At 74.3% G+C, this 23461-nt stretch carries 19 protein-coding genes; 12 read left to right on the forward strand and 7 right to left on the reverse strand.

Translation table 11 applies throughout. From position 1 onward, the window contains the following. Positions 1-68: 68 nt before the first annotated feature. From ACNAVT_RS05155 to ACNAVT_RS05170, 4 genes are all read right to left on the reverse strand, one after another. Positions 69-674, reverse strand: coding sequence for an OmpA family protein (locus ACNAVT_RS05155; protein ID WP_416293296.1), 606 nt, complete (start codon positions 672-674; stop codon positions 69-71). Continuing rightward, the gene (locus tag ACNAVT_RS05160; RefSeq protein WP_416293297.1) at positions 658-1251 is read right to left on the reverse strand and encodes a hypothetical protein; all 594 of its coding nucleotides are present in this window, start codon (positions 1249-1251) and stop codon (positions 658-660) included. Before ACNAVT_RS05160 ends, ACNAVT_RS05155 begins: the two co-directional genes overlap by 17 nt. Positions 1252-1372: 121 nt before the next feature. Next, the gene (locus ACNAVT_RS05165; protein WP_416293299.1) at positions 1373-2221 is read right to left on the reverse strand and encodes a zinc finger domain-containing protein; all 849 of its coding nucleotides are present in this window, start codon (positions 2219-2221) and stop codon (positions 1373-1375) included. Positions 2222-2259: 38 nt separating this feature from the next. Further along, on the reverse strand, positions 2260-3099 hold the full coding sequence (locus ACNAVT_RS05170) for an SAM hydrolase/SAM-dependent halogenase family protein (protein WP_416293301.1): 840 nt from the start codon (positions 3097-3099) through the stop codon (positions 2260-2262). Positions 3100-3366: 267 nt separating this feature from the next. Between ACNAVT_RS05170 and ACNAVT_RS05175 the strand changes: the two genes are divergently transcribed. Then, on the forward strand, positions 3367-4464 hold the full coding sequence (locus ACNAVT_RS05175; RefSeq protein WP_416293303.1) for a TIGR03118 family protein: 1098 nt from the start codon (positions 3367-3369) through the stop codon (positions 4462-4464). A gap of 447 nt (positions 4465-4911) precedes the next feature. Here the strand turns inward: ACNAVT_RS05175 and ACNAVT_RS05180 are convergent, their stop codons facing one another. Next, on the reverse strand, positions 4912-9528 hold the full coding sequence (locus tag ACNAVT_RS05180) for an ATP-dependent helicase (RefSeq protein WP_416293305.1): 4617 nt from the start codon (positions 9526-9528) through the stop codon (positions 4912-4914). Between the two features lie 171 nt (positions 9529-9699). On the opposite strand from ACNAVT_RS05180, the gene ACNAVT_RS05185 reads away from it, so the two are divergent. From ACNAVT_RS05185 to ACNAVT_RS05230, 10 genes are all read left to right on the forward strand, one after another. Further along, entirely contained in the window at positions 9700-10083 is a 384-nt protein-coding gene (locus ACNAVT_RS05185; protein ID WP_416293307.1) for a hypothetical protein, read from the forward strand. A gap of 197 nt (positions 10084-10280) precedes the next feature. Beyond that, positions 10281-13106, forward strand: coding sequence for a Na+/H+ antiporter subunit A (locus ACNAVT_RS05190; protein WP_416293309.1), 2826 nt, complete (start codon positions 10281-10283; stop codon positions 13104-13106). After that, complete coding sequence (locus ACNAVT_RS05195) at positions 13103-13573, forward strand: Na(+)/H(+) antiporter subunit C (protein ID WP_416293311.1); 471 nt, start codon at positions 13103-13105, stop codon at positions 13571-13573. Before ACNAVT_RS05190 ends, ACNAVT_RS05195 begins: the two co-directional genes overlap by 4 nt. Positions 13574-13628: 55 nt before the next feature. Further along, the gene (locus ACNAVT_RS05200) at positions 13629-15134 is read left to right on the forward strand and encodes a Na+/H+ antiporter subunit D (protein ID WP_416293312.1); all 1506 of its coding nucleotides are present in this window, start codon (positions 13629-13631) and stop codon (positions 15132-15134) included. Then, the gene (locus ACNAVT_RS05205) at positions 15131-15793 is read left to right on the forward strand and encodes a Na+/H+ antiporter subunit E (protein ID WP_416293314.1); all 663 of its coding nucleotides are present in this window, start codon (positions 15131-15133) and stop codon (positions 15791-15793) included. The genes ACNAVT_RS05200 and ACNAVT_RS05205 overlap by 4 nt, the downstream gene beginning before the upstream one ends. Next, a complete protein-coding gene (locus tag ACNAVT_RS05210; protein ID WP_416293316.1) occupies positions 15790-16053 on the forward strand; it encodes a monovalent cation/H+ antiporter complex subunit F in 264 nt (87 codons plus the stop codon). The genes ACNAVT_RS05205 and ACNAVT_RS05210 overlap by 4 nt, the downstream gene beginning before the upstream one ends. Continuing rightward, positions 16053-16382 (forward strand): monovalent cation/H(+) antiporter subunit G, encoded by a 330-nt coding sequence (mnhG, locus tag ACNAVT_RS05215; RefSeq protein WP_416293317.1) that lies wholly within the window; start codon positions 16053-16055, stop codon positions 16380-16382. The genes ACNAVT_RS05210 and mnhG overlap by 1 nt, the downstream gene beginning before the upstream one ends. A 162-nt stretch (positions 16383-16544) precedes the next feature. Further along, complete coding sequence (locus tag ACNAVT_RS05220) at positions 16545-17900, forward strand: hemolysin family protein (protein WP_416293319.1); 1356 nt, start codon at positions 16545-16547, stop codon at positions 17898-17900. Next, positions 17897-18961 (forward strand): hemolysin family protein, encoded by a 1065-nt coding sequence (locus tag ACNAVT_RS05225; RefSeq protein WP_416293320.1) that lies wholly within the window; start codon positions 17897-17899, stop codon positions 18959-18961. The genes ACNAVT_RS05220 and ACNAVT_RS05225 overlap by 4 nt, the downstream gene beginning before the upstream one ends. Positions 18962-19202: 241 nt before the next feature. Next, the gene (locus tag ACNAVT_RS05230; protein WP_416293321.1) at positions 19203-20129 is read left to right on the forward strand and encodes a sporulation protein; all 927 of its coding nucleotides are present in this window, start codon (positions 19203-19205) and stop codon (positions 20127-20129) included. A gap of 16 nt (positions 20130-20145) precedes the next feature. Here the strand turns inward: ACNAVT_RS05230 and leuE are convergent, their stop codons facing one another. Then, positions 20146-20814, reverse strand: coding sequence for a leucine efflux protein LeuE (gene leuE / locus ACNAVT_RS05235; protein ID WP_416293323.1), 669 nt, complete (start codon positions 20812-20814; stop codon positions 20146-20148). Continuing rightward, on the reverse strand, positions 20811-22058 hold the full coding sequence (locus ACNAVT_RS05240; RefSeq protein WP_416293325.1) for a bifunctional pyridoxamine 5'-phosphate oxidase family protein/GNAT family N-acetyltransferase: 1248 nt from the start codon (positions 22056-22058) through the stop codon (positions 20811-20813). Before ACNAVT_RS05240 ends, leuE begins: the two co-directional genes overlap by 4 nt. 39 nt (positions 22059-22097) lie before the next feature. Here ACNAVT_RS05240 and ACNAVT_RS05245 point away from each other — a divergent pair, with 39 nt between their 5' ends. After that, the gene (locus ACNAVT_RS05245; RefSeq protein ID WP_416293326.1) at positions 22098-23438 is read left to right on the forward strand and encodes an aminotransferase class I/II-fold pyridoxal phosphate-dependent enzyme; all 1341 of its coding nucleotides are present in this window, start codon (positions 22098-22100) and stop codon (positions 23436-23438) included. Positions 23439-23461 lie beyond the last annotated feature (23 nt).

The raw sequence follows: 23461 nt of genomic DNA on the forward strand, positions 1-23461 counted from the left end.
GGGAGGGAAGTGTCCAATCGTCCCTATCTTGGGGGATCTTGCCGGTTCGTGGAAGTTCCACGCATCGGCTACCGGTTGAAGTGGATCTCCACGCGTCGGTTCCGGGCCCGGCCCTCCGGGTTGTCCCGGCCGTCCACCTGGTTCGGCGCCACCGGCCGCGCCTCGCCGAAGCCCCGGACGTCGAAGGTGACCGGCGCCGCGCCGAGCAGCCGGGCCAGCTCGGCGCGGACCGCCTCCGCCCGCCGTTGGGACAGCGTGAGGTTGCTCCGGTCGTCCCCGACCGAGTCGGTGTGGCCCTCGATCTGCACGGTGCCCTTGGCCTGCGTGCTGAGCTGCTCGGCGATCCGCGCCAGTCGGGTCCGGGCGGCCGGGGACAGCGCGGCCTTGCCGAAGGCGAACAGGACGTCGGCGGCGAGCGTCAGCTCGACCCGCGAGCCGGACTCGGCGGTGATGCTGCCGTCGGCCAGGTCCTCGATCGGGATGAGGATGTCCAGCGGCGATGCGGTGATGTCCAGCGCCGGACGGAGCACCTTCGTGCCGGGGGCGATGCTCGGCCCGGGCACGACCATCGGTCCCGGCGCCGGGGACGGCTGCGCGGCCACCGCCTCACGGGCCGGCACGACGAGGACGAGGGCGACGGCCAGCGCCGCCACCCGCTCAGCCGAGCGGGACATTCTCGAACACCGGTACCCGCGGGATGAGCACGTCGACGGCGGCGACGTCGTCCGCCGGTGCGCCGAAGGTGGCGTACAGCCAGATGGACTGGTCGGGCTTCACGAACACTGTGGAGAGATTCGTCGAGGCGAGGTACTGGCTGTCCTTGCCGTCCGGGGTGGTGTTCGGGTCCACCCTCGCGACCAGGTACCGCTTGCGGTTCTTCCGGTCCAGCAGGGTCACCCCGGCGAAGGTGAGCGAGATGGTGTCGCCCTCGAAGGTGTCGCCGACCTGCCAGTCGTTGTTCCCCGTGCCCTGGTCGGTGCGGGTCATCCTGACGTTGACCGTGACGAACCCGTCCCGGCGCCGCAGTTCGTACAGCTCGACCCGCACCGAATACAGGTTGCTGCTCTTGCTGATCTGGACGTCGCGGGTGGCGACCACCGCGCCGAGGTCCGCGACGGCCCCGGACGCGGCCGCCACCGGGGCCGGGCGGCCGCCCGACCCGTCGGCGCCGCCGAGAACCCCGCATCCGCTCAGTGCCAACGCCGCGGTCAGCGCGTACGCACCGAGCCGGATCGTGCTTGTGGACCGCATCAGACCGCCTACCCCCGTGTGGTCGGAGCACGGACGACGCCGCCGACCGCGACGTCCGACCCGGGCCCGGGATGCAAGTTCGCCCAGCCTACAAAGTGGACGGGCTGCGGCGGCCGGGGGGTCAGTGGCGGTCCGGCTGGCAGGTCGGGCACCAGTAGGTGACCCGGTCGCCCTGCTCCTCCTTGCGGATCGCGGTGCCGCAGCGCCGGCAGGGCTGAGCCCGTCGGCCGTACACGTAGCTGGTCTGCCCCCGGTGCAGCGAGCCGGTGGTGCTCTGCGTCCACCGGCCCCGGTTCGCGGCGAGCAGCCGCTGGGCGAGGGTGACCGTGCCGAACAGGTCGGGCACGGCGCGGACCGGCGTCCATGGCGAGATCCCACGCAGGAAGAGCAGCTCACACTTGTAGAGGTTGCCCACCCCGGCCAGGTTGCGCTGGTCCAGCAGCGCCTCGCCGATGGTCTCGTCCGGATGCGCCGCCAGCCGGCGGACCGCCTCGTCCGGGTCCCAGCCGGGGCCGAGTAGGTCCGGCCCGAGATGGCCGACCAGCGATGACTCGTCGGCGGTCGGGATCAGGGCCAGCTCGTGCAGGTGGTAACCGACCGCGACCGCGCCGGGGGAGCGGAGCACCACCCGGATCAGGTGCGCCGGCCGGGCCGCCCACCGCTCGCCCGGGGCGTACGCCCGCCAGGCGCCCTCCATCCGCAGGTGCGAGTGCAGCGTCCAGTCGCGTCCGCAGGCGGCCCTGTCCTCGGGGCCGGCTGCCGTGTCCTCGCGGCCGGTGGCTCGATCCTCGGGGGCGGTGAGCCGGAGCAACAGGTGCTTGCCGCGGCTGGCCGACTCCCGGACGGTCCAGCCGGTCAGGTCGGTCGCGGCGAGCTGCGGCACCCGGAAGTCGGAGCCGGTGAGCCGGGCACCGGCCAACGCCCGCTGCAGGAGGCGGGCGGTGTTCCAGACGGTGTCACCTTCGGGCACCCGTCCATCCTGCCTCGCCGGTCCGGGCCGTACCCGGTTCAGTCCCGGTGCACCGTCAGCACGTCCCCGGGGCGTACGCCGAGCAGGTCGACCGCGCGGCCGGTGTTGACCGCCAGCGCGACCAGCCCGGCCGAGTCGACGTACGCGACGAGCGCGCCGGGCGGGGCGTCGCCGAAGGTCCGCCCGTGCACCGCGACGGCTCCAGGGACGGCGTCAGGCCGCGGCGCGCCGAGCTGGAGTTGTCGGTCGGCCCGGCGGGCCACCCGGACCCGCTCCGGCAGCCGGTCCAGCAGCTCGCCGGCGGCGGCGAGCTGCACGTTGCCGAAGTGGTCGACGGTGAGCACCTCGGCGGCGAACCCGTCCGGCTCGGTGCGGACCACCGGTGCCGGCAGCCGGACCAGCGCCGCCGGGTCCACCGCCGGACCGGCCTCGGCCAGCGGCGCGCCGAGCGCCAGCCGGGCGGCGACCGGTGCGAACACGTCCCGGCCGTGGAAGGTGCGGGACACCGCCGGCGCCAGCCACGCCGGGTTGGTCAACGCCACCGCTTCGGTGGCCCCGCCCAGGGCCTCGGCGGCGTCCAGCAGCAGCCCGTTGTCCGGCCCGACGAACAGCCCGCCCGGGGTGGCCAGGGCGATCCCCCGCCGGCTGGTGCCGACGCCCGGGTCGACCACCCCGACGTGCACCCCCACCGGCAGGTACGGCACGGTCTGGGCGAGCACCGCCGCGCCCCGGCGGACGTCCGCCGGCGGCACCAGATGGGTCACGTCGATCACCCGCGCGGCCGGGGCGAGCCGGGCGATCACTCCGTGACAGGCCGCCACGAACCCGTCGGCGAGACCGTAGTCGGTGGTCAACGAGATCCAGGCGGTCCGGGCCATGCGGGAAGGCTATCCGGCGGGCCGGTGGCAGCAGGACGGCTGGCCGGTAGGGCGTCCCTGCCGGTGAAATGTGACAACATTTCATCAAACTGGCGTCGACCGTCCGATCGCCATGAAAGCGTTGCTATGGGCGCCCGGCCGATTCGTAACGGTTGAGGCTCCACGATTCCTCGCATCGAGATTGCCGACGCCCATGCCTGCGCCCGCAACGGTCACCCGGCCCATCCTGCGGACGCGGGTCCCTGTCAGTCGATCGAGAGGAGCAGCATGGCGACGAAGATGGCACGGCTGGTGGCCATCGGAGCGGTGGCCGCGACCACCGCCGTCGGTAGTCCGGCGTGGGCCTCAGACGGCGGCCCTCAGACGCAACCGACGCCGCGCTTCGACGTGATCAACCAGGTCTCGGACCAGGCGCTGACTCAGGACTCCCAAAGACCGGCGCTCGTGGATCCGAATGCGGTCAACACCTGGGGCCTCGCCCTGGGGCCGGACACGCCGTTGTGGGTGGCCAACAACGGCACCGACACGGCCACCGTCTACAGCGGCGGGGTGAACGGCGAGCTCGTCGACAAGGTCAACATTACGGTCAGCGTGCCCGGCGGGCCGACCGGCGCGGTGTTCAACGACACGGCCGGCTTCGCGGTGCCGGACACGGGTGGCGGTGCGCCCGCCCGCTTCATCTTCGTCACCGAGGGTGGCGACGTCATCGCGTGGAACCAGAACGCGGGCGCCAATGGCGTCGTCGTTGCTCACGGGGCGGAGGGCGCGGTCTACAAGGGAGCCACCCTGCTGCATACGGACTCCGGCAACTTCCTGCTCGCCGCCGACTTCCACAACGCGCGGATCGACGTGTTCGACCAGCACTTCGAGAAGGTCAACTTTTCGGACGGCCGCTTCCAGGACCCGGACCTGCCGGAGGGTTTCGCGCCGTTCAACGTGTTCGCGGTCGGCGAGCGGGTCTACGTCAGCTACGCCAAGCAGGACGCGGCGGCCCACGACGACGTGCCCGGAGAGGGGCTCGGCTTCGTGGACCTCTTCACCGACGTCGGCCGGAGCGTGTCCCGCGTCGCCAGCCAGGGGACGCTCAACGCGCCGTGGGGCATGGCCATCGCGCCGAGCAGCTTCGGCAGCTTCGCCGGTGACCTGCTGGTGGGCAACTTCGGCGACGGCAGGATCAACGTGTTCAACGGGACCGAGTTCCAGGGCCAGCTGCAGGACGCCGAGGGTGACGTGATCACCATCGACGGTCTCTGGGCGCTGCTGCCCGGGACCGCGACGACCGGCGGCGCGGGCACGCTCTGGTTCAGCTCGGGACCGAACGACGAGCAGCACGGCCTGGTGGGTCAGTTGATCCGGGCGAACTGACGGTCGGCTGTTGCCTGTCGCGCCTCCGGGGCCACCCGGGGGCGCGGCATCGTTCCTGCGGCGCATACCGCCGGACCGGTCCACCGCGCCCGCGTCGTCCACCGCCACCAGCGTCGGCAGCTCCCGCAGGTCGTAGCGGGTGTCGTGGACCACCACGTACGGGCCGCCCCACTCCCGGTGGTGCAGCACCGCCACGTCCGGCTGGTCGGGTGGCTCCGCGGGTCGTATCTGGATCGCGGCCATCGGGCCGCCCTCCCTCGTCGTCTGCCGGCCACACCCTACCGACGAGGGACTGCATCCCCCGCGCACCTCGCGCGCGACGGCACCGGTTCGCAAGATCGCGCTCGATCCGGGAAGTAGTGGCCTCGCCCACTCTCCGATACCACTCGTTCCTGGATCGAGCACGATCTTGGCGCGCGGGGCGCGGGCCGGGATGAGGGGAGGGTGTCAGCCGCGTAGGCGCAGGCCGCGCGGGGTGGGCCGGAAGCCGGCGGCGGTCAGCGCGTCGCGCAGCGGCGAGCTGTTCACCGCCTCACCGTCGGCGCGCTCCACCGAGATGGCGCCGAGGGCGCCGGAGTGCACCGCGTCCGCGAGCGCCTTGCCGGCCGCGGCGAGCGCGTCGGTGTCGTCGGTGAACGACAGGAGAGTCCGCCCGCCGCGCTCCACGTAGAGCACCAGGTCGCCGCCGCCGAGCACGACCAGGGCACCGGCCTTGCGCGCGGCCCGGTGCCCCGTGGCCGGAGTCGTGCCGTCGCCGGAGTCGACGACCCGCTCCGGCCAGGGCAGCGCCGCGCCGTAGGGATTCGCCGGGTCGGTGGCGGCGAGCACCACGGCCGGCCCGCCCGCGCCCCGGGCGTCGTCGGCCAGGGCGCGGATCCGGTCCACCGCCCCGGGTACGGCGAACTGTGCCGCGCCCAACCCTTCGACGAAGTATCCCCGGCGGGCCGCGCCGCGCTCCTCCAGCGCGGACAGCACCGGGTAGACCGCGGCGAAGCCACCGACCACCTGCTCGGCCATGACCGCGCCCCGGGTGACCACCCCGTGCCGTTCGAGCAGCAGGTCGGCGAGGGCGGCGGCCCGGCGGGTCGGGTCGAGGTCCCGTTCGGGCAGCCGGGACCAGCGCCCGGCAACGGTGGGTGGGCCGCCGCGGCTGGGCAGCGCCATGCGGCCGGGCCGGCGGTAGCGGGTGCGCGCGGCGGACGGCCGGGACCGGTGCGCCCCGCCCCCGCCCAGCACCGCTCGCAGCGGAGCGAGTGTGTCGTTGGTGAGGTGGCCGGCCCAGACCAGGTCCCAGATCACGGTCGCGAGGTCGGCGTCGTCGGTGGCGCCGACCCGGTCGGAGAGGGCACGGAAGAAGAGCGCCTGCCCGTCGGCGAGCGCGTCCAGCACGGCCTCGTGCAGCGGGGTGCGGGCCAGGGCCTCGTCGGGCGGCGGGAGCAGCAGCGGCGCGGCGTCCGCGTACGCCAGGGTGACCCAGCCGTCGCCGCCGGAGATCGCCCCGGATCCGGCCCAGACCACCTCCCCGCTGGCGCACAGCTCGTCGAGCTGGGCGGGGGAGTAGTCGGCGACCCGGGCGGGCAGCACGAGACGTTCCAGCGCGGACGCCGGCACCGCCGCCCCCTGCAACTGCTCCACGGTGGCGGCGACCGCCTCCACCCCCCGGGCCGGCGAGCCGACCTGCTGCCAGCGGGGCAGGAACGCGGCGAGGGCCCGCGGCGGCACGGGCTCGATCTCCCGGCGCAGCGCCGCGAGGGAGCGGCGGCGCAGCAGCCGCAACACCTCGGCGTCGCACCACTGGGTGCCGGCGCTGTCCGGGGCGAACTCGCCGGAGACCACCCGCCCGGTGGCGGCGAGCCGGCGCAGCGCCTGCTCGACCACGAACACCCCGAGCCCGAACCGGGCGGCGCAGGTGGCCGCCGCGAACGGGCCGTGGGTACGCGCGTACCGGGCGACCAGGTCGCCGAGCGGGTCGGCCACCGGCGTCAGGTACGCCTCGGCCACCCCGACCGGTAGCGCCACGCCGAGCGCGTCGCGCAGCCGGGCCGCGTCCTCCACGCCCACCCAGCGGTCCTCGCCGGCGATGCGGACCCGCAGCACCCGGCGGGCCGCCGCCAGCTCGGTCAGCCACCCCACCGGTACGTCCCGCTCGGCCAGCTCGGCCTCGCTCAGGTCGCCGACCACCCGGAGCAGCTCGACCACGTCCTCGGCGTCGCGGGGGCGGCGCTGCTCGGTGAGCCAGCGCAGCTGCCGCTCGGTCTCGGTGAGAACCGCCGGGTCGAGCAGCTCCCGCAGGTCCACCCGGCCGAGCAGCTCGCCGAGCAGCCCGGAGTCGAGGGCGAGCGCGGCGGCCCGGCGCTCGGCCAGGGGCGCGTCGCCCTCGTAGAGGAACGCGCCGACGTAACCGAAGAGCAGCGAGCGGGCGAACGGCGACGGACGCTCGGACTCCACCTCGACCAGGCGTACCTTGCGGCTGCCCAGGTCGCGCATCAGCTCGGCGAGGGCCGGCTGGTCGAAGACGTCCTGCAGGCACTCCCGGGCGGCCTCCAGGGTGACCGGGAAGTCGGCGTATTCCCTGGCCACGTCGAGGAGTTGGGCGGCGCGCTGGCGCTGCTGCCAGAGCGGCTGCCGCCGGCGCGGGTCGCGGCGCGGCAGCAGCAGCGACCGGGCCGCGCACTCGCGGAACCGGGACGCGAACAGCGCCGAGGTGCCGACGGACTCCTCGACGAGCTGGGCGATCTCGTCGGGCTCGAAGACCACCACGTCGGCGCCGGGCGGCTCGTCCGCGGTGTCCGGCAACCGGACCACGATGCCGTCGTCGGAGGGCATCAGCTGGGCGTCCACCCCGTATCGTTCGGCGAGGCGGCGGCCGATGGCCAGCGCCCATGGGCCGTTCACCCGGGCGCCGAGCACCGAGTGCACGGCGAGCCGCCAGTCGCCCAGTTCGTCGCGGAACCGTTCGACCACCACCGTCCGGTCGTCCGGCAGGGCGCGGGTGGTCTCCCGCTGCTCCCGCAGGTATGCCAGCAGGTTGCCGGCGGCCCAGTCGTCCAGCCCACCCGCGCGCAGCGCGGCGATCGCGTCGGCGTCGTTCTGCCGGAGCAGCGCGCGGATCCGGGCGCCGATCGCCCGCCCCAGCTCGACCGGGCGGCCGAGCTGGTCGCCCTTCCAGAACGGCATCCGGGCGGCCTGCCCGGGCGCGGGGGAGACCAGCACCCGGTCAGGGGTGATCTCCTCGATCCGCCAGGACGACGAGCCGAGCAGGAAGACATCGCCGACCCGCGACTCGTAGACCATCTCCTCGTCCAGTTCGCCCACCCGGGCGGCCCGCTCGGCGCCGGCCAGGAAGACACCGAACAGCCCCCGGTCGGGGATCGTTCCGCCGCTGGTCACCGCGAGGCGCTGGGCGCCGGGCCGGCCGGTGAGCACGTCGGTGGCCCGGTCCCAGACCAGCCGGGGCCGCAGCTCGGCGAAGGCGGTCGACGGGTAGCGCCCCGACAGCATGTCGAGCACGGCGTGCAGCGCCGAGTCGGGCAGCTCCGCGAAGGGGGCCGCCCGGCGGACCAGCACGGCGAGGTCGCCCAGCCGCCACGGCTCCAGGGCCACCATCGCCACGATCTGCTGGGCCAGCACGTCGAGCGGATTGCGCGGGTAGTGCAGCTCCTCGATCGCACCGTCCGTCATCCGCTCGGCCACCACGGTGCAGGAGAGCAGGTCGCCCCGGTGCTTCGGGAAGACCACGCCCCGGGAGACCGCGCCGACCTGGTGCCCGGCCCGGCCGACCCGTTGCAGCCCGGCGGCGACGCTCGGCGGGGCTTCGATCTGCACCACCAGATCGACCGCGCCCATGTCGATGCCCAGCTCCAGACTGGAGGTGGCGACCACGGCGGGCAGCTGCCCGGACTTCAGCGCCTCCTCGATGTGCTTGCGCTCCTCGCGGGAGACGCTGCCGTGGTGGGCGCGGGCGATCACCGGTGGCGCGCCGGCCGCCGCGCCGGACTGGGCCATCACCTCGGCCGGCTGGCGCGGCGCGCGCAGCGGCCCCGCCGGCCCGGCGAACGCGTCCGCCGCGCGCCCGCCCTCCGTGGCGCCGTCGGGCCCGCCGGCCAGTTCCTCGGCGGCCAGTTCGTTGAGGCGCGCGCAGAGCCGCTCGGCGCTGCGCCGTGAGTTGGTGAAGACGATGGTCGAGCGGTGCGACCGGATCAGCGCGAATACCCGCTCCTCGACGGCCGGCCAGATCGATGCCCGGCGCGGGCCGGGACCGCCGAGGTCGTCGACGGGCGGCTCCTGCTCGTCGAGGCGGGTCATGTCCTCCACCGGCACCTGCACGCTGACCTCGATGGTCTTGCTGCTGGGCGGCTGCACCACGTCGACCGGACGGGCCCCGCCGAGGAACCGGGCGCAGGCGTCGATCGGCCGCACGGTGGCGGAGAGGCCGATCCGCTGCGCGGGCGCCTCCAGCAGCGCGTCGAGGCGTTCCAGGGAGAGCGCCAGGTGGGCACCGCGCTTGGTGCCGGCGACCGCGTGCACCTCGTCGACGATGACCGTCCGCACCCCGCGCAGCGAGTCCCGGGCGGCGGAGGTGAGCAGCAGGAACAGCGACTCCGGCGTGGTGATGAGGATGTCCGGCGGGGTACGCGCGAAGGCCCGGCGTTCGTCGGCCGGGGTGTCGCCGGTGCGCATGCCGACGGTGATCTCGGGCGGGGTGAGGCCGAGCCGGGTGGCGGCCTGCCGGATGCCGGCGAGCGGGGCGCGCAGGTTGCGCTCCACGTCGACCGCGAGGGCCTTGAGCGGGCTGACATAGAGCACCCGGCAGCGTTGCCGTGCCTCGGCCGGCGGCGGTTCCTTGGCCAGCCGGTCGAGCGACCAGAGGAACGCGGCGAGGGTCTTGCCGGAGCCGGTCGGCGCGACGACCAGGGCGTTGCGCCCGGCGGCGACCGACTGCCACGCGCCGGCCTGGGCGGCGGTGGGCGCCGCGAAGGCGGCGGTGAACCACTCGCGGGTCGCCGCGCCGAAGCCCGCCAGCACCCTGTCCCCGCCGCTCACCTTGTCCGCCACGCCAACCATCCTGCCTCGCCGATGTGACATCTCGGCATCCGTGGACGCTGGTCTGTCCGGGTGCGGAGTCTTACGCGATGGATGCGGCGTTGCAGCTGTTAAGTCTTACTTAACTGCTTGCTTGCGCCGGACAACATAAAGTAACTTCACTCGCAACGCAGCGTCGGGTGGAGGGCTTGGATGACCGTCGAGGGGCGAGGCTCCGGGCCCGGGACCGACGTGCTCATCCGCAAGGTCGACGGCCATCTCGCCGCACTCCGCACCGGCCTGCACGGCCCCGAGCTGGAGCTCGCCGAGGAGTTGGCCCGCTGCCTGCGCGAGTTGGTCGTCGCCACCGCCCACTCCAGCGCCGCCGACCGCGGGCTGGTCCGCGCCGCTGTGCACTACTTCGTCCTGCGCCGGGAGAGCCGCGGCAAGCTGCTGCCGGTGCGCTCCCTCGCCGCCGCGCAGCGGGTGGTCAACAAGGCCGTCCGGCAGCTCGGCCGACCCGACCTGCTGGTGGAGACCCCGCGGGAGTGCCCGGCCCGCGAGCCGGCGACGACCATTCCGGCTCGGCGCGTCTGACGCCGCGCCGCGACCCGGAGCAGTCGGTGTCCGCCGGCGACGTCGCGCTCCGCTGACCGTCGGCAGCCACCGAATACGCCCACTCGTCATCATCGTGGGTCATTTTCCGCAAAATGGCCCCCCGACCGGTGATCTGACGTCTGATCGGTCGTGGCGCAGCGTGCCGGCGCGCGCTGCCACCTCGACCTGGAGTACGCGTGCTCGTCCTGCTGATCCTGCACCTGGTGGCGGCCCTGCTCGCGCCGATGCTGGTCCGCCGGTGGGGGCCGCGCGCCTGCTACCCGCTCGCGCTCGCCCCGGCCGCCACGTTCGGCTGGGCCGTCGTCCACACCGGAACGGTCCGCGCCGGCGGTGCGGTGGTCGAGACGTACCCCTGGGTCGCCCAGCTCCGGCTCGACGTGGCGCTGCGGGTCACCACCCTGTCCTGGCTGATGATGCTGCTGGTCGGCGGGGTCGGCGCGCTGGTGCTGGTCTACTCCGCCCGCTACTTCCACGCCGGCTCGGCGGGGCTGGCCCGGTTCGCGGCCGTCATGGTCGCCTTCGCCGGAGCGATGCTCGGCCTGGTCGTCTCCGACGACCTGCTGCTGCTCTACGTCTTCTGGGAGCTGACCACCGTCTTCTCCTACCTGTTGATCGGGCACAGCACCGAGCGGCGGTCCAGCCGCTGGGCGGCCGCCCAGGCGCTGACCGTCACCACGTTGGGCGGGCTGGCCATGCTGGTCGGTTTCCTGCTGCTCGGCCGGCATGCCGGCGGTTACCGGGTGTCGCTGATCACCACGGTGCCGCTGCCCGGCGGCGGGTACCTGGTCACGGCCGTGCTGCTCATCCTGGCCGGGGCGCTGGCCAAGTCCGCGGTGTTCCCGTTCAACTCGTGGCTGCCGGTGGCGATGGCGGCCCCGACACCGGTCAGCGCGTACCTGCACGCGGCGGCGATGGTGAAGGCCGGCGTCTTCCTGGTCGGGCTGCTCGCCCCGGCGCTCGCTCCGGCCGGCCCGTGGCGGCCGGTCACCGTGGCCGCCGGGCTGGTCGCCCTGGTCGTCGGGGGCTGGGCGGCGCTGCGACAGACCGACCTCAAGCTGCTGCTGGCGTACGGGACGGTCAGCCAGCTCGGCCTGCTCACCGTGATGCTCGGCGCGGGCACCCCCGACGCGGCGCTGGCCGGCACCGCGATGCTGCTGGCGCACGCGCTGTTCAAGGCGGCGCTCTTCCTGGTCGTCGGCATCCTCGACCACAGCGCCGGCAGCCGGGACCTGCGCGACCTGTCCGGCGTGTGGCGGACCGCGCCCGGGCTCGCCGTGGTCGCCGCGCTGGCGGCCGCCTCGATGGCCGGGGTGCCGCCGCTGGTCGGCTTCGTCGCCAAGGAGGCGGACCTCGCCGCGTTCACCGGGCGACCCGTGGTGCTCGCGGTGCTCGTGGTGGGCAGCGCGCTCACCGTCGCGTACAGCATCCGCTTCCTCTGGGGCGCCTTCGCCGACCGGCCGGGCGTCCCGGCCACCGACGTCGAGCGGCCCCCGGCCGTGATGCTCGTACCCGCGGCCCTGCTCGCCGCCGCCGGGCTCGCCGCCGGTCCCGCCGCCGGCTGGCTCGACGGCCTGCTGCGCCCGTACGCCGAGCTCCTCGGCCCGGTCGAACAGGGTCTCGCGCTCTGGCACGGACCGACCGTGGCGCTGGGCCTGTCCGGCGTCGTGCTCGCCGGCGGCGTGGCGCTGCATCTGGTCCGCGGCCCCCTCGCCCCGGCGCTGGCCCGGCTGCGCTCCCCGGTCGGCGGCAACCAGGGGTACGAGTGGGTGACCCACCAGTTCGACCGGTTCGCCATCAAGGTCACGGGCGCCACCCAGCGCGGTGCCCTGCCGCAGTACCTCGGCACCGTGCTGCTCGTGCTGGTGCTGGTGCCGGGGTCGGCGATGCTGGCCAGCCGGCCCTGGCGGGCCGGGGTCGTCGCCTGGGACACCCCGGCGCAGCTCGTGGTCTGCGCGGTGATCTCGGTGGCGGCGGTGTTCGCGATCGGCGCCCGGCGCCGCCTCACCGCGATGCTGCTGGTCGGGGTGACCGGCTACGGCACCGCGATGATGTTCGTGCTCTACGGCGCGCCCGACCTGGCGCTCACCCAGTTCCTGGTGGAGACGGCCACCATCGCGGTGTTCGTGCTGGTGCTGCGCCGGCTGCCGGACCGCTTCTCGGCCCGCCCGCTGAGGAGCAGCCGCTGGGTACGCCGGGGGATCGGGGCCGCCGCCGGGCTGGTGCTGGCCGGACTCGCCCTCGTCGCGGCCGGTGCCCGGCGTGCCCCGTCGATCTCGCTGGCCTTCCCCGATCTGGCGGTCGCCGAGGGGCACGGCCGCAACGTGGTCAACGTGACCCTGGTGGACATCCGGGCCTGGGACACCATGGGGGAGATCTCGGTGCTGGTGGCGGTCGCGACCGGGGTGGCCAGCCTGATCTACGAGCGGTCCCGTACCGGGCCCCGGCCGCGCCGCCCCCGCCCGTCGCGGGACCGGCGCACCGTGTGGCTGCGCGGCGGGGCCACCCTGCAGGAGCGGCGGCGCTCGATCGTCTTCGAGGTCGTGACCCGGCTGATCTTCCACACCGTGGTGCTCTTCTCCCTGTTCCTGCTCGTCTCCGGGCACAACGCGCCCGGGGGCGGCTTCTCCGGCGGGCTCGTCGCCAGCCTCGCCCTGGCGGTCCGCTACCTGGCCGGCGGCCGGTACGAGCTGGCCGAGGCCGTCCCGCTCGGGACCGGGACGGTGCTCGGCGCCGGGCTGGCCGTCTCGGTCGGCAGCGGGGTGGTCGGGCTGCTGACCACCGGCGAGGTGCTGCACAGCACGCAGGTGCCCCTGTGGCTCCCTCTGGCCGGCCACTTCCACCTGGTCACGTCGCTCTTCTTCGACATCGGCGTCTATCTGATCGTGGTCGGGCTGGTGCTGGACATCCTGCGCAGCCTCGGCGCCGAGGTGGACCGGCACATCGAGGCGGCCGGCGAGCCGGCCCGGGGGCTCGCCGTCGAGCGGAAGGGAGAGCAGCGATGAGGCAGCCGAGCCTGGTCCTGGTGCTCGCCGTCGGGGTGCTCGTCGCCGCCGGCGTCACGCTGCTGCTGGAGCGGAGCCTGACCCGCATCCTGCTCGGCATCATCCTGCTCGGCAACGGGGTGAACCTCCTGATCCTGGTCGGTGGCCGCCCCGGCGGCGCGCCGCTGGTCGGCAGCGGGCCGATCGACGGGATGAGCGACGCGTTGCCGCAGGCCATGGTGCTCACCGCCGTGGTGATCACCTTCGGGCTGACCGCGTTCCTGCTCGCCGTCGCGTACCGGGACTGGTATCTCAGCGGTGACGACGAGGTGCAGGACGACCTGGAGGACCGGCAGATCGCCCGGCTCGCCGAGCGCAACGAGGTGTCCACCGCGGACCTCGGCGGCGAGGGGCCGAACGACGACCCGGAGCAGGTGGACCCGGAGCCGGCGCTGCGTCGACTGCGCCGCCGGGAGGAAAAGCAGTGAGCGCGAGGAGCGAGCCGGTGTCGCGAGCCCCGCAGTCGCGAACAGAGGTGGCCCAGTGAGCGTCCTGGTGCCGTTGCCGGTGGTGGTACCGCTGCTCGGCGCCGCGCTCACCCTGCTCCTGGGCAACCGGCCCCGGTTGCAGCGGACGGTCAGCGTGGTCAGCCTCGCCGCCACCCTGGCGGTCGCGGTGCTGCTGCTGGTCGAGGCGTACCGGCACGGGCCGGTGGTGGTCCAGGTGGGTGGCTGGCCCGCGCCGGTCGGCATCGTGCTGATCGCCGACCAGTTGGCGGCGCTGTTGCTGGTGGTCTCCTCGGCGGTGACCCTCTGCGTGCTGCTCTACTCGATCGGCCACGGCCGCGGGGAGACCGGCGAGACCGCCCCGGTGAGCATCTACCACCCCACCTACCTGGTGCTCACCGCCGGCGTGGCCAACGCCTTCCTGGCCGGGGACCTGTTCAACCTCTACGTCGGCTTCGAGATCCTGCTGGCTGCGAGCTTCGTGCTGATCATGCTCGGCGGCACCGAGACCCGCATCCGCACCGGCCCGACGTACGTGGTGGTCAGCATCCTCTCCTCGATGATCTTCCTGACCGCGCTGGGTCTGGTGTACGCGGCCACCGGCACCATGAACATGGCCCAGCTCGCCGGGCGGCTGGACGCCCTGCCGGGCAACGTACGCCTGGCCTTGCAGCTCATGCTGCTGCTCGCCTTCGGCATCAAGGCGGCGGTGTTCCCGCTCTCCGCCTGGCTGCCGGACAGCTACCCGACCGCGCCGGCCCCGGTCACCGCGGTCTTCGCCGGCCTGCTCACCAAGGTCGGCGTGTACGCGATCATCCGCGCCGAAACCCTGCTCTTCCCCGGCGGCCAGGTCGCGAACCTGCTTCTGGTGGTGGCCGGACTGACCATGCTGGTCGGCATCCTCGGCGCGGTCGCCCAGTACGACATGAAGCGGCTCTTCTCCTTCACCCTGGTCAGCCACATCGGCTACATGATCTTCGGGGTGGCGCTGGGCAGCGTCGCCGGCCTGTCCGGGGCGATCTTCTACGTGGTCCACCACATCACCATCCAGACCACCCTCTTCCTGGTCGCCGGCCTGGTCGAGGTGCGGGCCGGCAGCACCGACCTGCGGCGGCTGGGCGGGCTGGCCCGGATCGCCCCGCTGCTCGCCGTGCTCTTCTTCGTGCCGGCGATGAATTTGGCCGGCATCCCGCCGTTCTCCGGCTTCCTCGGCAAGCTCGGCCTGCTCCAGGCGGGCGTCGCGGCCGGCGGGGTGCTGCCCGGGGTGCTGGTCGCCGCCGGGACGCTGACCAGCCTGCTCACCCTCTACATCGCCTCCCGGGTGTGGAACATCGCGTTCTGGCGGTCGCCCCGACTGGCCACCTCCCGCCCGCCCGCCCGCCTGCCCGCGCTCATGGTCGGCGCCACCACCGCCCTGGTGGCACTCGGCGTGGCGCTGACCCTGGCCGCCGGGCCGCTCTTCCGGGTCACCGCGGACGCCGCCACCGACCTGCGCCAGCGCACCCCGTACGTCCAGGCCGTCCTGCCGGCGGGCATCCGGTGACCGACGACCTGCCCCCCGTGCCCCCGGCCCACGGCGGGCCGCCGCCTGAGGTCGGGCCGCCGGACAGGCCGCCGGCAGCCGACGATGGACCGACGCCGGCCGTCGGGCGTGGCGGGCGACGGCGGGACCAGGCCGTCGCGCTCGGTTGGCTGGTGGCCATCTGGATGCTGCTCTGGGGAGACCTCTCCTGGGGCAACCTGCTCGGCGGCATTCTCGTCGGCGCCGCCGTGCTGCTGTTCTTCCCGCTCCCGCCGGTCACCTTCGGCGGCCGGCTCCGCCCCGGTGCGCTGCTCGTCCTCGCGGTCACCTTCCTCGCCGAGCTGGTCAGCGCCAGCGTGCACGTCGCTGCCATCGCGGTCCGTCCCGGGTGCCGGCCGCGCGGCGCGATCCTCGCGGTGCCGCTGCGGGTCCGCACCGACCTCAACCTGGCCCTGACCGCCGAGGTGATCTCCCTCGTTCCCGGCACCCTGATCCTCGAGGTGGACCGTGACCGCGGCGTCCTCTACGTGCACGTCCTCGACGTCCGGAGGCCCGAGGACCTGACCGGCAGCCGGGAGCGGGTCCTCGCCGTCGAACGGCGCATCGTCCGCGCCGTCGGCTCCGCCGAGGAGCTACGCCAGCTCAGCCTCGAACCGTCCGACCGGAGGACCGACCCGTGACCATTTTCCTCGCCGTCGCGCTGACCGTGCTGCTGTCGGTCACCGCGCTGCTCGCCCTGGCCCGCATCTACCGGGGGCCGTCCCTGCTCGACCGGGTCGTCGCCGCCGACCTGCTGCTCTCCAGCATGCTCGGCGCGGTCGGCGCCGAGGCGGCGGTCAACCGGCACACCGGCACGCTGCCCGTGCTGGTGGTGCTCGCCCTGCTCGGCTTCGTCGGCTCGGTCTCCCTGGTCCGCTTCGCCGTCCGCGAGGAGGCGTGATGGGCATCCTCGCCGACTGGCTTGGCGGGGCCTGCCTGCTGGCCGGGGCGCTGCTCGGCCTCGCCGCCGGGATCGGTGTGCTGCGCTTCCCCGACGTGCTGAGCCGGATGCACGCGGCCACCAAACCGCAGGTGCTCGGTGTGCTGCTGCTGCTCGTCGGGCTGGCGCTGCGCCTGCGTACGCCGTCGGACCTGGGCATGATCGCGCTGGTCGCGATCTTTCAACTGGCCACCGCGCCGGTCGCCGCGCAGATGATCAGCCGGGCCGCCTACCGGTCGGGGCGGTTCGACCGTGACCTGCTGGACGTCGACGAGTTGGCCGGGCGGTGAACCGGACGCCGGGGAGGCTTCCTGGCACCTTCAGCGGGCGTCCAGGCAACGCCGATAAGATGGCTGCATGATCGACTCTTCTGCCCAGGAGGGCAGCAGTAGCCAGCCGGGTCATGCCCGGCAGCCCCTCGCCCCGACGACCCCGGGAGCCCTGAGCCTCCCGTGTTGATCCTCGTCGGACTCGCTCTCATCATCGTGCTCACCGCCGCCACCGGTTACTTCGTGGCCCAGGAGTTCGGTTACGTCGCCGTGGACCGGGGCAAGCTCAAGCAGCTCGCCGACGGTGGCGACGCGGCCGCCGCCCGGGCCCTGGAGGTGACCGGCCGGCTCTCGTTCATGCTCTCCGGCGCCCAGCTCGGCATCACCGTGACCGCCCTGCTGGTCGGTTACGCCGCCGAGCCGTACCTGGGTGCCGGGCTCGCCGGCCTGCTCGGCCTCGCCGGGGTCTCCACCGCCGTCGCGCTGCCGATGTCGGTGGCGCTCGCCCTGATCATCGCCACCGTGGTGCAGATGGTCCTCGGCGAGCTGGCCCCGAAGAACCTGGCCATCGCCCGCGCCGAGCCGTTGGCTCGGGCGCTGGCCCGGTCCACCCTGATCTACCTGAAGATCGCCGGTCCGGTGATCACCCTGTTCGACCGGGCCGCCGTCCGGCTGCTCCGTCGGGTCGGCATCGAGCCGATCGAGGAGTTGCCCAGCGGTGCCACCCCGAAGGACCTGGAACAGATCATCGCGGAGTCCCGGGAGGAGGGGCATCTCGACGCCGAGATGTCCGACCTGCTCGACCGGGGCCTCGACTTCCGGGAGCTGACCGCCGGGGAGGCCATGGTCCCCCGCGTCGACGTGCACACCGTACGGGCCGACGAGCCGGTCAGCCGGGTCGTCGAGCTGCTCGACACCGGCCACTCCCGGTTCCCCGTCCGCGGCGCCGAGGGCGTCGACGACCTCGTCGGCGTGGTCGGTATCGCCGACGTGCTCGGGGTGCCGCCGGCCGAGCGGGCCGCCACCCGGGTCGCGGCGGTGGCCGTACCCCCGCTGCTGGTGCCGGAGACGCTGCCGCTGCCGACGGTGCTGGACCGGCTCCGGGTCGGGCACCGGCAGCTCGCCTGCGTGGTCGACGAATACGGCGGCTTCGCCGGCGTGATCACGCTGGAGGACATCGCCGAGGAGCTGGTCGGGCCGATCCGCGACGAGGACGACCCGCCGGAACGGGCCCCGGCGCGGCAGGAGGACGGGTCCTGGGTGGTGCCCGCCCGCTGGCGGATCGACGAGGTCGCCGACAGCACCGGCATCGCGCTGCCCGAGGCGCCCGAGTACGACACCCTCTCCGGGCTGGTCATGCGGGAGCTGGGTCGGGTGCCCGAGGTCGGCGACCGGCTGGAGATCAGCCTCGCCGTCGACGGCGACGAGCCGGACGCGGAGTCGCGCGCCCTGGTCGAGGTGCTGGCCGTGGATCGGCACGTCGCCGACTCCGTCCGGCTCCGGACGGCCGCCGTCGAGCGCGGGGAGGAGGCGGCATGACTCCCGGGTTCGCGTTGTTCTTCTCCGTGGTGCTGCTGGCGCTCAACGGCTTCTTCGTGGCGGCCGAGTTCGCCCTGGTCGCGGCGAAGCGGTACCGCCTGGAACAGATGGCGGCCGGCGGCGGCCGGGCGGCCCGCGCGGCGCTGGACGGCGTCCGCGAGCTGAGCCTGATGCTTGCCGGCGCGCAGCTCGGCATCACCCTGTGCACGCTGGGCCTCGGTGCCCTGGCCGAACCGGCGATCGAGCGCCTGCTCAGCCCGGTGCTGCACGCCGTCGGGCTGCCGGAGGCGGCGAGCCACGCGGTGGGCCTGCTGCTCGCGCTGGCCCTGGTGACCTTCCTGCACCTGGTCGTCGGCGAGATGGCCCCGAAGTCGTGGGCGATCACCGACGCGGAGCGTTCGGCGATGCTGCTGGCGCTGCCGTTCCGGGCCTTCGCCCGGGTCGCCCGTCCGGTGCTGTCCGCGCTGAACGCGATGGCCAACGCGATCCTGCGGCTGGTCGGCGTACGCCAGCAGGACCAGCTCGCCCAGGTGCACGGCCCGGACGAGCTGCGCATCCTGCTGGAGCAGTCCCGCGAGCACGGGCTGCTCGGCGCCGAGCAGCACCAGATGCTGACCAGCATGCTGGAGCTGCAGGGCACCACCGTGGCCCAGGTGATGGAGCCGTTCGACCGGATCGTGACGGTCCGGCGGGACGACACGGCCGAGCGGATCGAGCACGTCTCCCGGGACAGCGGCCGCTCCCGGCTGGCCGTCCTCGACGCCGGCGGCGAGGTCTGCGGCCTGGTCCACGTACGCGAGGCGGTCCGGGCGGTCACCACCGGCCGGACGGCGACCGCCGGCGAGCTGATGACCCCGGCGTTCACCCTGCCCGGTGAGGCGTCGGTCACCGAGGCGGTCGCGGCGATGCGCGGCCGGCAGGCCCAGCTGGCGCTGGTCCGCAACGGCGGCGGTCCGACCCGTCCGATCGGCTTCGTGGCCCTCGAGGACCTGCTGGAGGAGGTCATCGGCGAGTTCGACGACGAGACCGACCCGGTGCCCCGGGGCCGCCGCCTGCGCTGACCGCGCGCCGGCGTCCGCCGGCCGTGGCCCGTGCGTACTTCACGGGAAGACGCGTACTTCACGGAAAGAGTGGCCTCCCCGGGTGGGAGCGCCACTCTTTCCGTGAATCTGTCCCGTCTGTCGATCACCCGGGTGGGCGGCTGGGTGGGGCGAGGAGTGGGCGGGGGCTCGTGGGGAAAGTGCGCCTGGAAGGAGCGCCGCCGTCGGGCGGGGGCGCGGCGGGCCGGGACGGGGGCGCGGGGTGCGGCTGACCGGGGTGTCCTCGGAGTCCGTGTGGACCGGGCTCTCGGTGAGCACCACCCTGCCCAACCCCAGCACCCGACCGGGCCTGCGGTTGCCCGGCCGGGTGACCCTCACCGCCGGGGGCGAGGACGTGCCGGTCCGGCACGTCCGGCTCGGGCTGGTCGCCCAGGTCGAGCCGGAGGATCCGGAGGCGCCGCGCCGGTTGGTGCAGTACCACCACGTGCCGGTGGCCGGCCGGTTCGTGGTGCCGGCCGGGCGGCGCCGGGCGGTCGACTTCGCGTTCCCGCTGCCCTGGGAGACGCCGGTGACCACGTTCGGTGGGGTGCCGCTGATGAGCCTGCGTACCGGGTTGCGTACCGAGGTGTCGGTCGACCCCGATCTGGACCAGGGCGCGATGGTGCCGGTCTTCGTCCACCCGCTCCCCACCCAGCAGCACGTCCTCGCCGCGCTGGACACCCTCGGCTTCGTGATGCGGCAGGCGGGCCTCCAGCACGGCCGGTTGCCCGCGGTGGAGCAGACGCTGCCGTTCCATGAGCGGCTCGGTTACTGGGTGGCGCCGCTGTACGCCGGCCCGATGACCGAGCTGGAGGTGATCTTCGTGACCAACGCGGCGGGGCTGGAGGTGCTGCTCTGGCTGGACCGCCGGCTCTCCCTGGCCGGGGTCACCCACCAGAGCATCAGCCGGTTCCGGGTCTGGCACGCCGGGGCCGAGCGACGGGACTGGGTCGCCACCGTCGACGGCTGGCTGCGGCACGCGATCAACCGGCACGCCGCAGCCGCCGCCCACTCCGACTGGTCCGCCACCATCCGGGAGTCCGCGCACGTCAGCCGCCCGCCGGACGAACCGGTCGCCCCTGGCTTCGGCCTCCAGGGCACGGCGGGTGGCACCGGCGGCATCTCCAGCGGGAACGGCGGCGGCATCTGACCCGGCCGCGGCGTCGTTAGACCGAGGCGGTGGCGAGCTTGAGGCTGAAGCCGAGGAAGAGCACCCCGATGGCGGTGGTGCCGCTCGCGGCCAAGCGCCGACGGCGGTGGAACTGGGCGGCCAGGAAGGTGCCCATGAAGATCAGCGCGGTGAGGTAGAGCGCGCTGGTCACCTGGGCGATCAGCCCGAGCAGCAGGAACGACAGCGCCGGCCAGGCGTAGCCGGGATCGACGAACTGGATGAAGAAGGAGATGAAGAAGAGGATCGCCTTCGGGTTGAGCAGGCTGACCACCAGCGCCCGCCGGAACGGGCTGCGCAGCACCGCCGGCTCCGCCGCGTCGATCAGTCGCGGCGTCGCCGGGTCGTTGCGGTCGCGCCAGCGCCGCCAGGCGCCGCGGAGCATGGTCAGCCCCACGTAGCCGAGGTACGCGGCGCCGGCGTACTTGATCACCAGGAAGAGCGGCGGGTACGCCTTGAGCAGCGACGCCACGCCGGCTGCGGAAAGGATCATCAGCACCGAGTCGCCGACGAACACCCCGCCGGCGGCCCGGTAGCCCGCCCGTACGCCGCGCTTGGCGGCGGTGGAGAGCACGAAGAGCGAGTTCGGCCCGGGCAGCAGCACGATCGCCACGGTCCCCAGCACGTACGTCCAGATGTCAGTGATGCCCAGCACGTGGGACATCATGACGCCGCGGGTGCCACTGGGCGAAGCCTTTCCCGCAGCCTGGTCTGTGCACTGGGCCACTCCGCGGCGAGCATCGAGTAGAGCGCGGAGTCCCGCCAGGTCCCGTCGGCCCGCCGGCGGTTGGCGCGCAGTGTCCCCTCCCGGGTGGCGCCGAGCCGCTCGATGGCCCCCTGCGAGCGTTCGTTGAGCGTGCTGGTCTGCCAGGTGACCCGGGTCGCGTCCAGCTCCTCGAAGGCCCGGGTGAGCAGCAGCAGCTTCGCCTCGGTGTTGATCCCGGTGCGCCACCACGCCCGCCCGAGCTGGGTGAAGCCGATCTCCACCGTCCGCAGGTCCTCGTCCGGCTGGTAGTAGGAGGTGGTGCCGACCACCGCCCCGGTCGCCGCGCACCGCTGCACCCAGGGCGTCCGGACGCCGCGCAGGTGGGCGTCCAGCGCCGACCGGACGTACCCGGTCATCTCGGCCACCGATCGCGGGCGCGGGCTGCCGATGTACCGCCACACCTCCTCGTCGTCGAGGGCGGCGTACAGCTCCTCGGCGTGGGACAGGTCGAGCGGCTCCAGCACCACGTGCTCGCCGCGCAGCACCACCGGCTCCAGCCACGGCGAGCGGGCCGGCCGCAGGTATGCCGGCACCGGCGCGGCCACCCCGGCGGCCGGCTCGGGCGTGCCGGCGGTGAGCCGCAGCGGCACCACTCCCGCCCAGTACGGCAGGTCGAGGTCGGCGGGCTCGTCGTTGGCCCCGGCGGCCCGGGCGCGGACCGACACCTCGCGCAGCGGCAGCGCCAGCATGGCCGTCTCGGCCAACTCCCGCCGGCTCGGTGGCCGGCTGTCCGCGCTGCGTCCGGCGGCCACCTTCTCCACCAGCGCGGTGAGCACCTCGGCCTTCTCCCGCTCGTCGGTCACCAGGCGGGCGGTGCCGTGGACGACCACCGACCGGTAGTTGGCGCTGTGGTTGAACTGGGACCGGGCGAACACCAGGCCGTCGAGGTGGGTCACCGCGACGCAGACCGGCAGCCCGTCCCCGCGGCGGGCGGCGAGCAGCGGTCGGCTGCCGGTGGAGCCGTGCAGGTAGAGGGTGTCGCCGACGCGGACGTGCAGGGTGGGCAGCACGCGCGGCTCACCGTCGACGACGAACGACAGCGCGCAGTGGTACGCCTCGTCCAGCGCGGCGTGCGCGGCGGCCTCGTCGTAGCTCATCCGGTCGCGCATCCGGGTGGCGGTGGTCCGTTCGGTCCGGGAGTACATGCGACAGTCCCACCTTTGTTCTAGTACAATCCTCGAACTGTGGCAGCACGTTATCAGATCACCGGGTCGTCGTCGTCGGCCATTTCGGCCAGCGTCGAAACCGGCATCCGCACCGGCACCCTCGCCCCGGGCGACACCCTGCCCGCCGTTCGCGCCCTCGCCACCGAGCTGGCGGTCAGCCCGGCCACGGTCGCGAAGGCCTACCAGGAGCTGCGGCAACGCGGTCTGGTCGTCACCGCCGGCCGGCACGGCACCCGGGTCCGCCCCCGCCCGCCGCTGGCCACCCGCCGCGCCGCGCTGATGCCGCCCCCGTTGCCCGGTGCCCGCAACCTCTCCGCCGGGGAGCCCGACAGCCGGCTGCTGCCGCCGCTCGGCCCGCACCTGGCCGCGCTCGCCGCCGAGCTCGGCCGCCCCGGTGGATACGCGGCCGCCGCCGTCCTGCCCGAGCTGGCCGCGGCGGCCCGCGAGCGGCTCGCCGCGGACGGCGTACCGGCCGAGGAGATCACCGTGACCGGGGGCGCGCTCGACGGCATCGAGCGCCTGCTCGCCGCCCACCTGCGACCCGGCGACGCGGTCGCGGTCGAGGACCCCGGCTGGGCCAACCTGCTCGACCTGGTCGCCGCGCTCGGGCTGCGCGTCATCGGGGTGCCGGTCGACGACGACGGCCCCACCGAGCCGGGCGTCCGGGCCGCCCTCGCCGCCGGCGCCCGCGCACTGATCGTCACCAGCCGGGCCCAGAACCCGACCGGCGCCGCCGTCTCCGCCGACCGGGCCGTCGCCCTGCGTACGTTGCTCGCCGGCCGCGCCGACCTGCTGCTGATCGAGGACGACCACGCCGCCGAGCTGGCCCGCGTACCCGTGCACCCGCTGGCCGGGGCGACCCCGGCCTGGGCCTTCGTCCGGTCGGTGAGCAAGCCCTACGGCCCGGACCTGCGGCTCGCGGTGCTCGCCGGCGACGAGGCCACGGTGGCCCGGGTGGCCGGCCGGGCCCGGGTCGGCGCCGGCTGGGTCTCCACCGTGCTGCAACGCCTGGTCCTGGCGCTCTGGCGCGACCCGGCCACCACGGACCTGGTGCGCCGGGCGGCGGAGAGCTACGAGCGGCGGCGGGGTGGGCTGGTCGACGCGCTGGCCGCGCGGGGGCTGGCCGCCCACGGCCGGACCGGGATCAACGTCTGGGTGCCCGTGCCGGACGAGACGGTGGCGGTCACCGCGCTGCGCGACGCGGGCTGGTCCGTCGCCCCCGGCGCGCTGAACCGGATCGCCGCCGCCCCCGGGGTACGGATCACCGTCAGCTCCCTCGACGAGGCCGACCTCGCCCCGTTCGCCGACGCGGTGGCCCGGGCGGTGCGCCCCGTCGCGTCGGCCGGATACACCGCCTGACCTCCGGGCGGCAGCATGGCGCG

The sequence above is a fragment of the Micromonospora sp. SL4-19 genome, from assembly GCF_047921475.1.
GTDB lineage: Bacteria > Actinomycetota > Actinomycetes > Mycobacteriales > Micromonosporaceae > Micromonospora.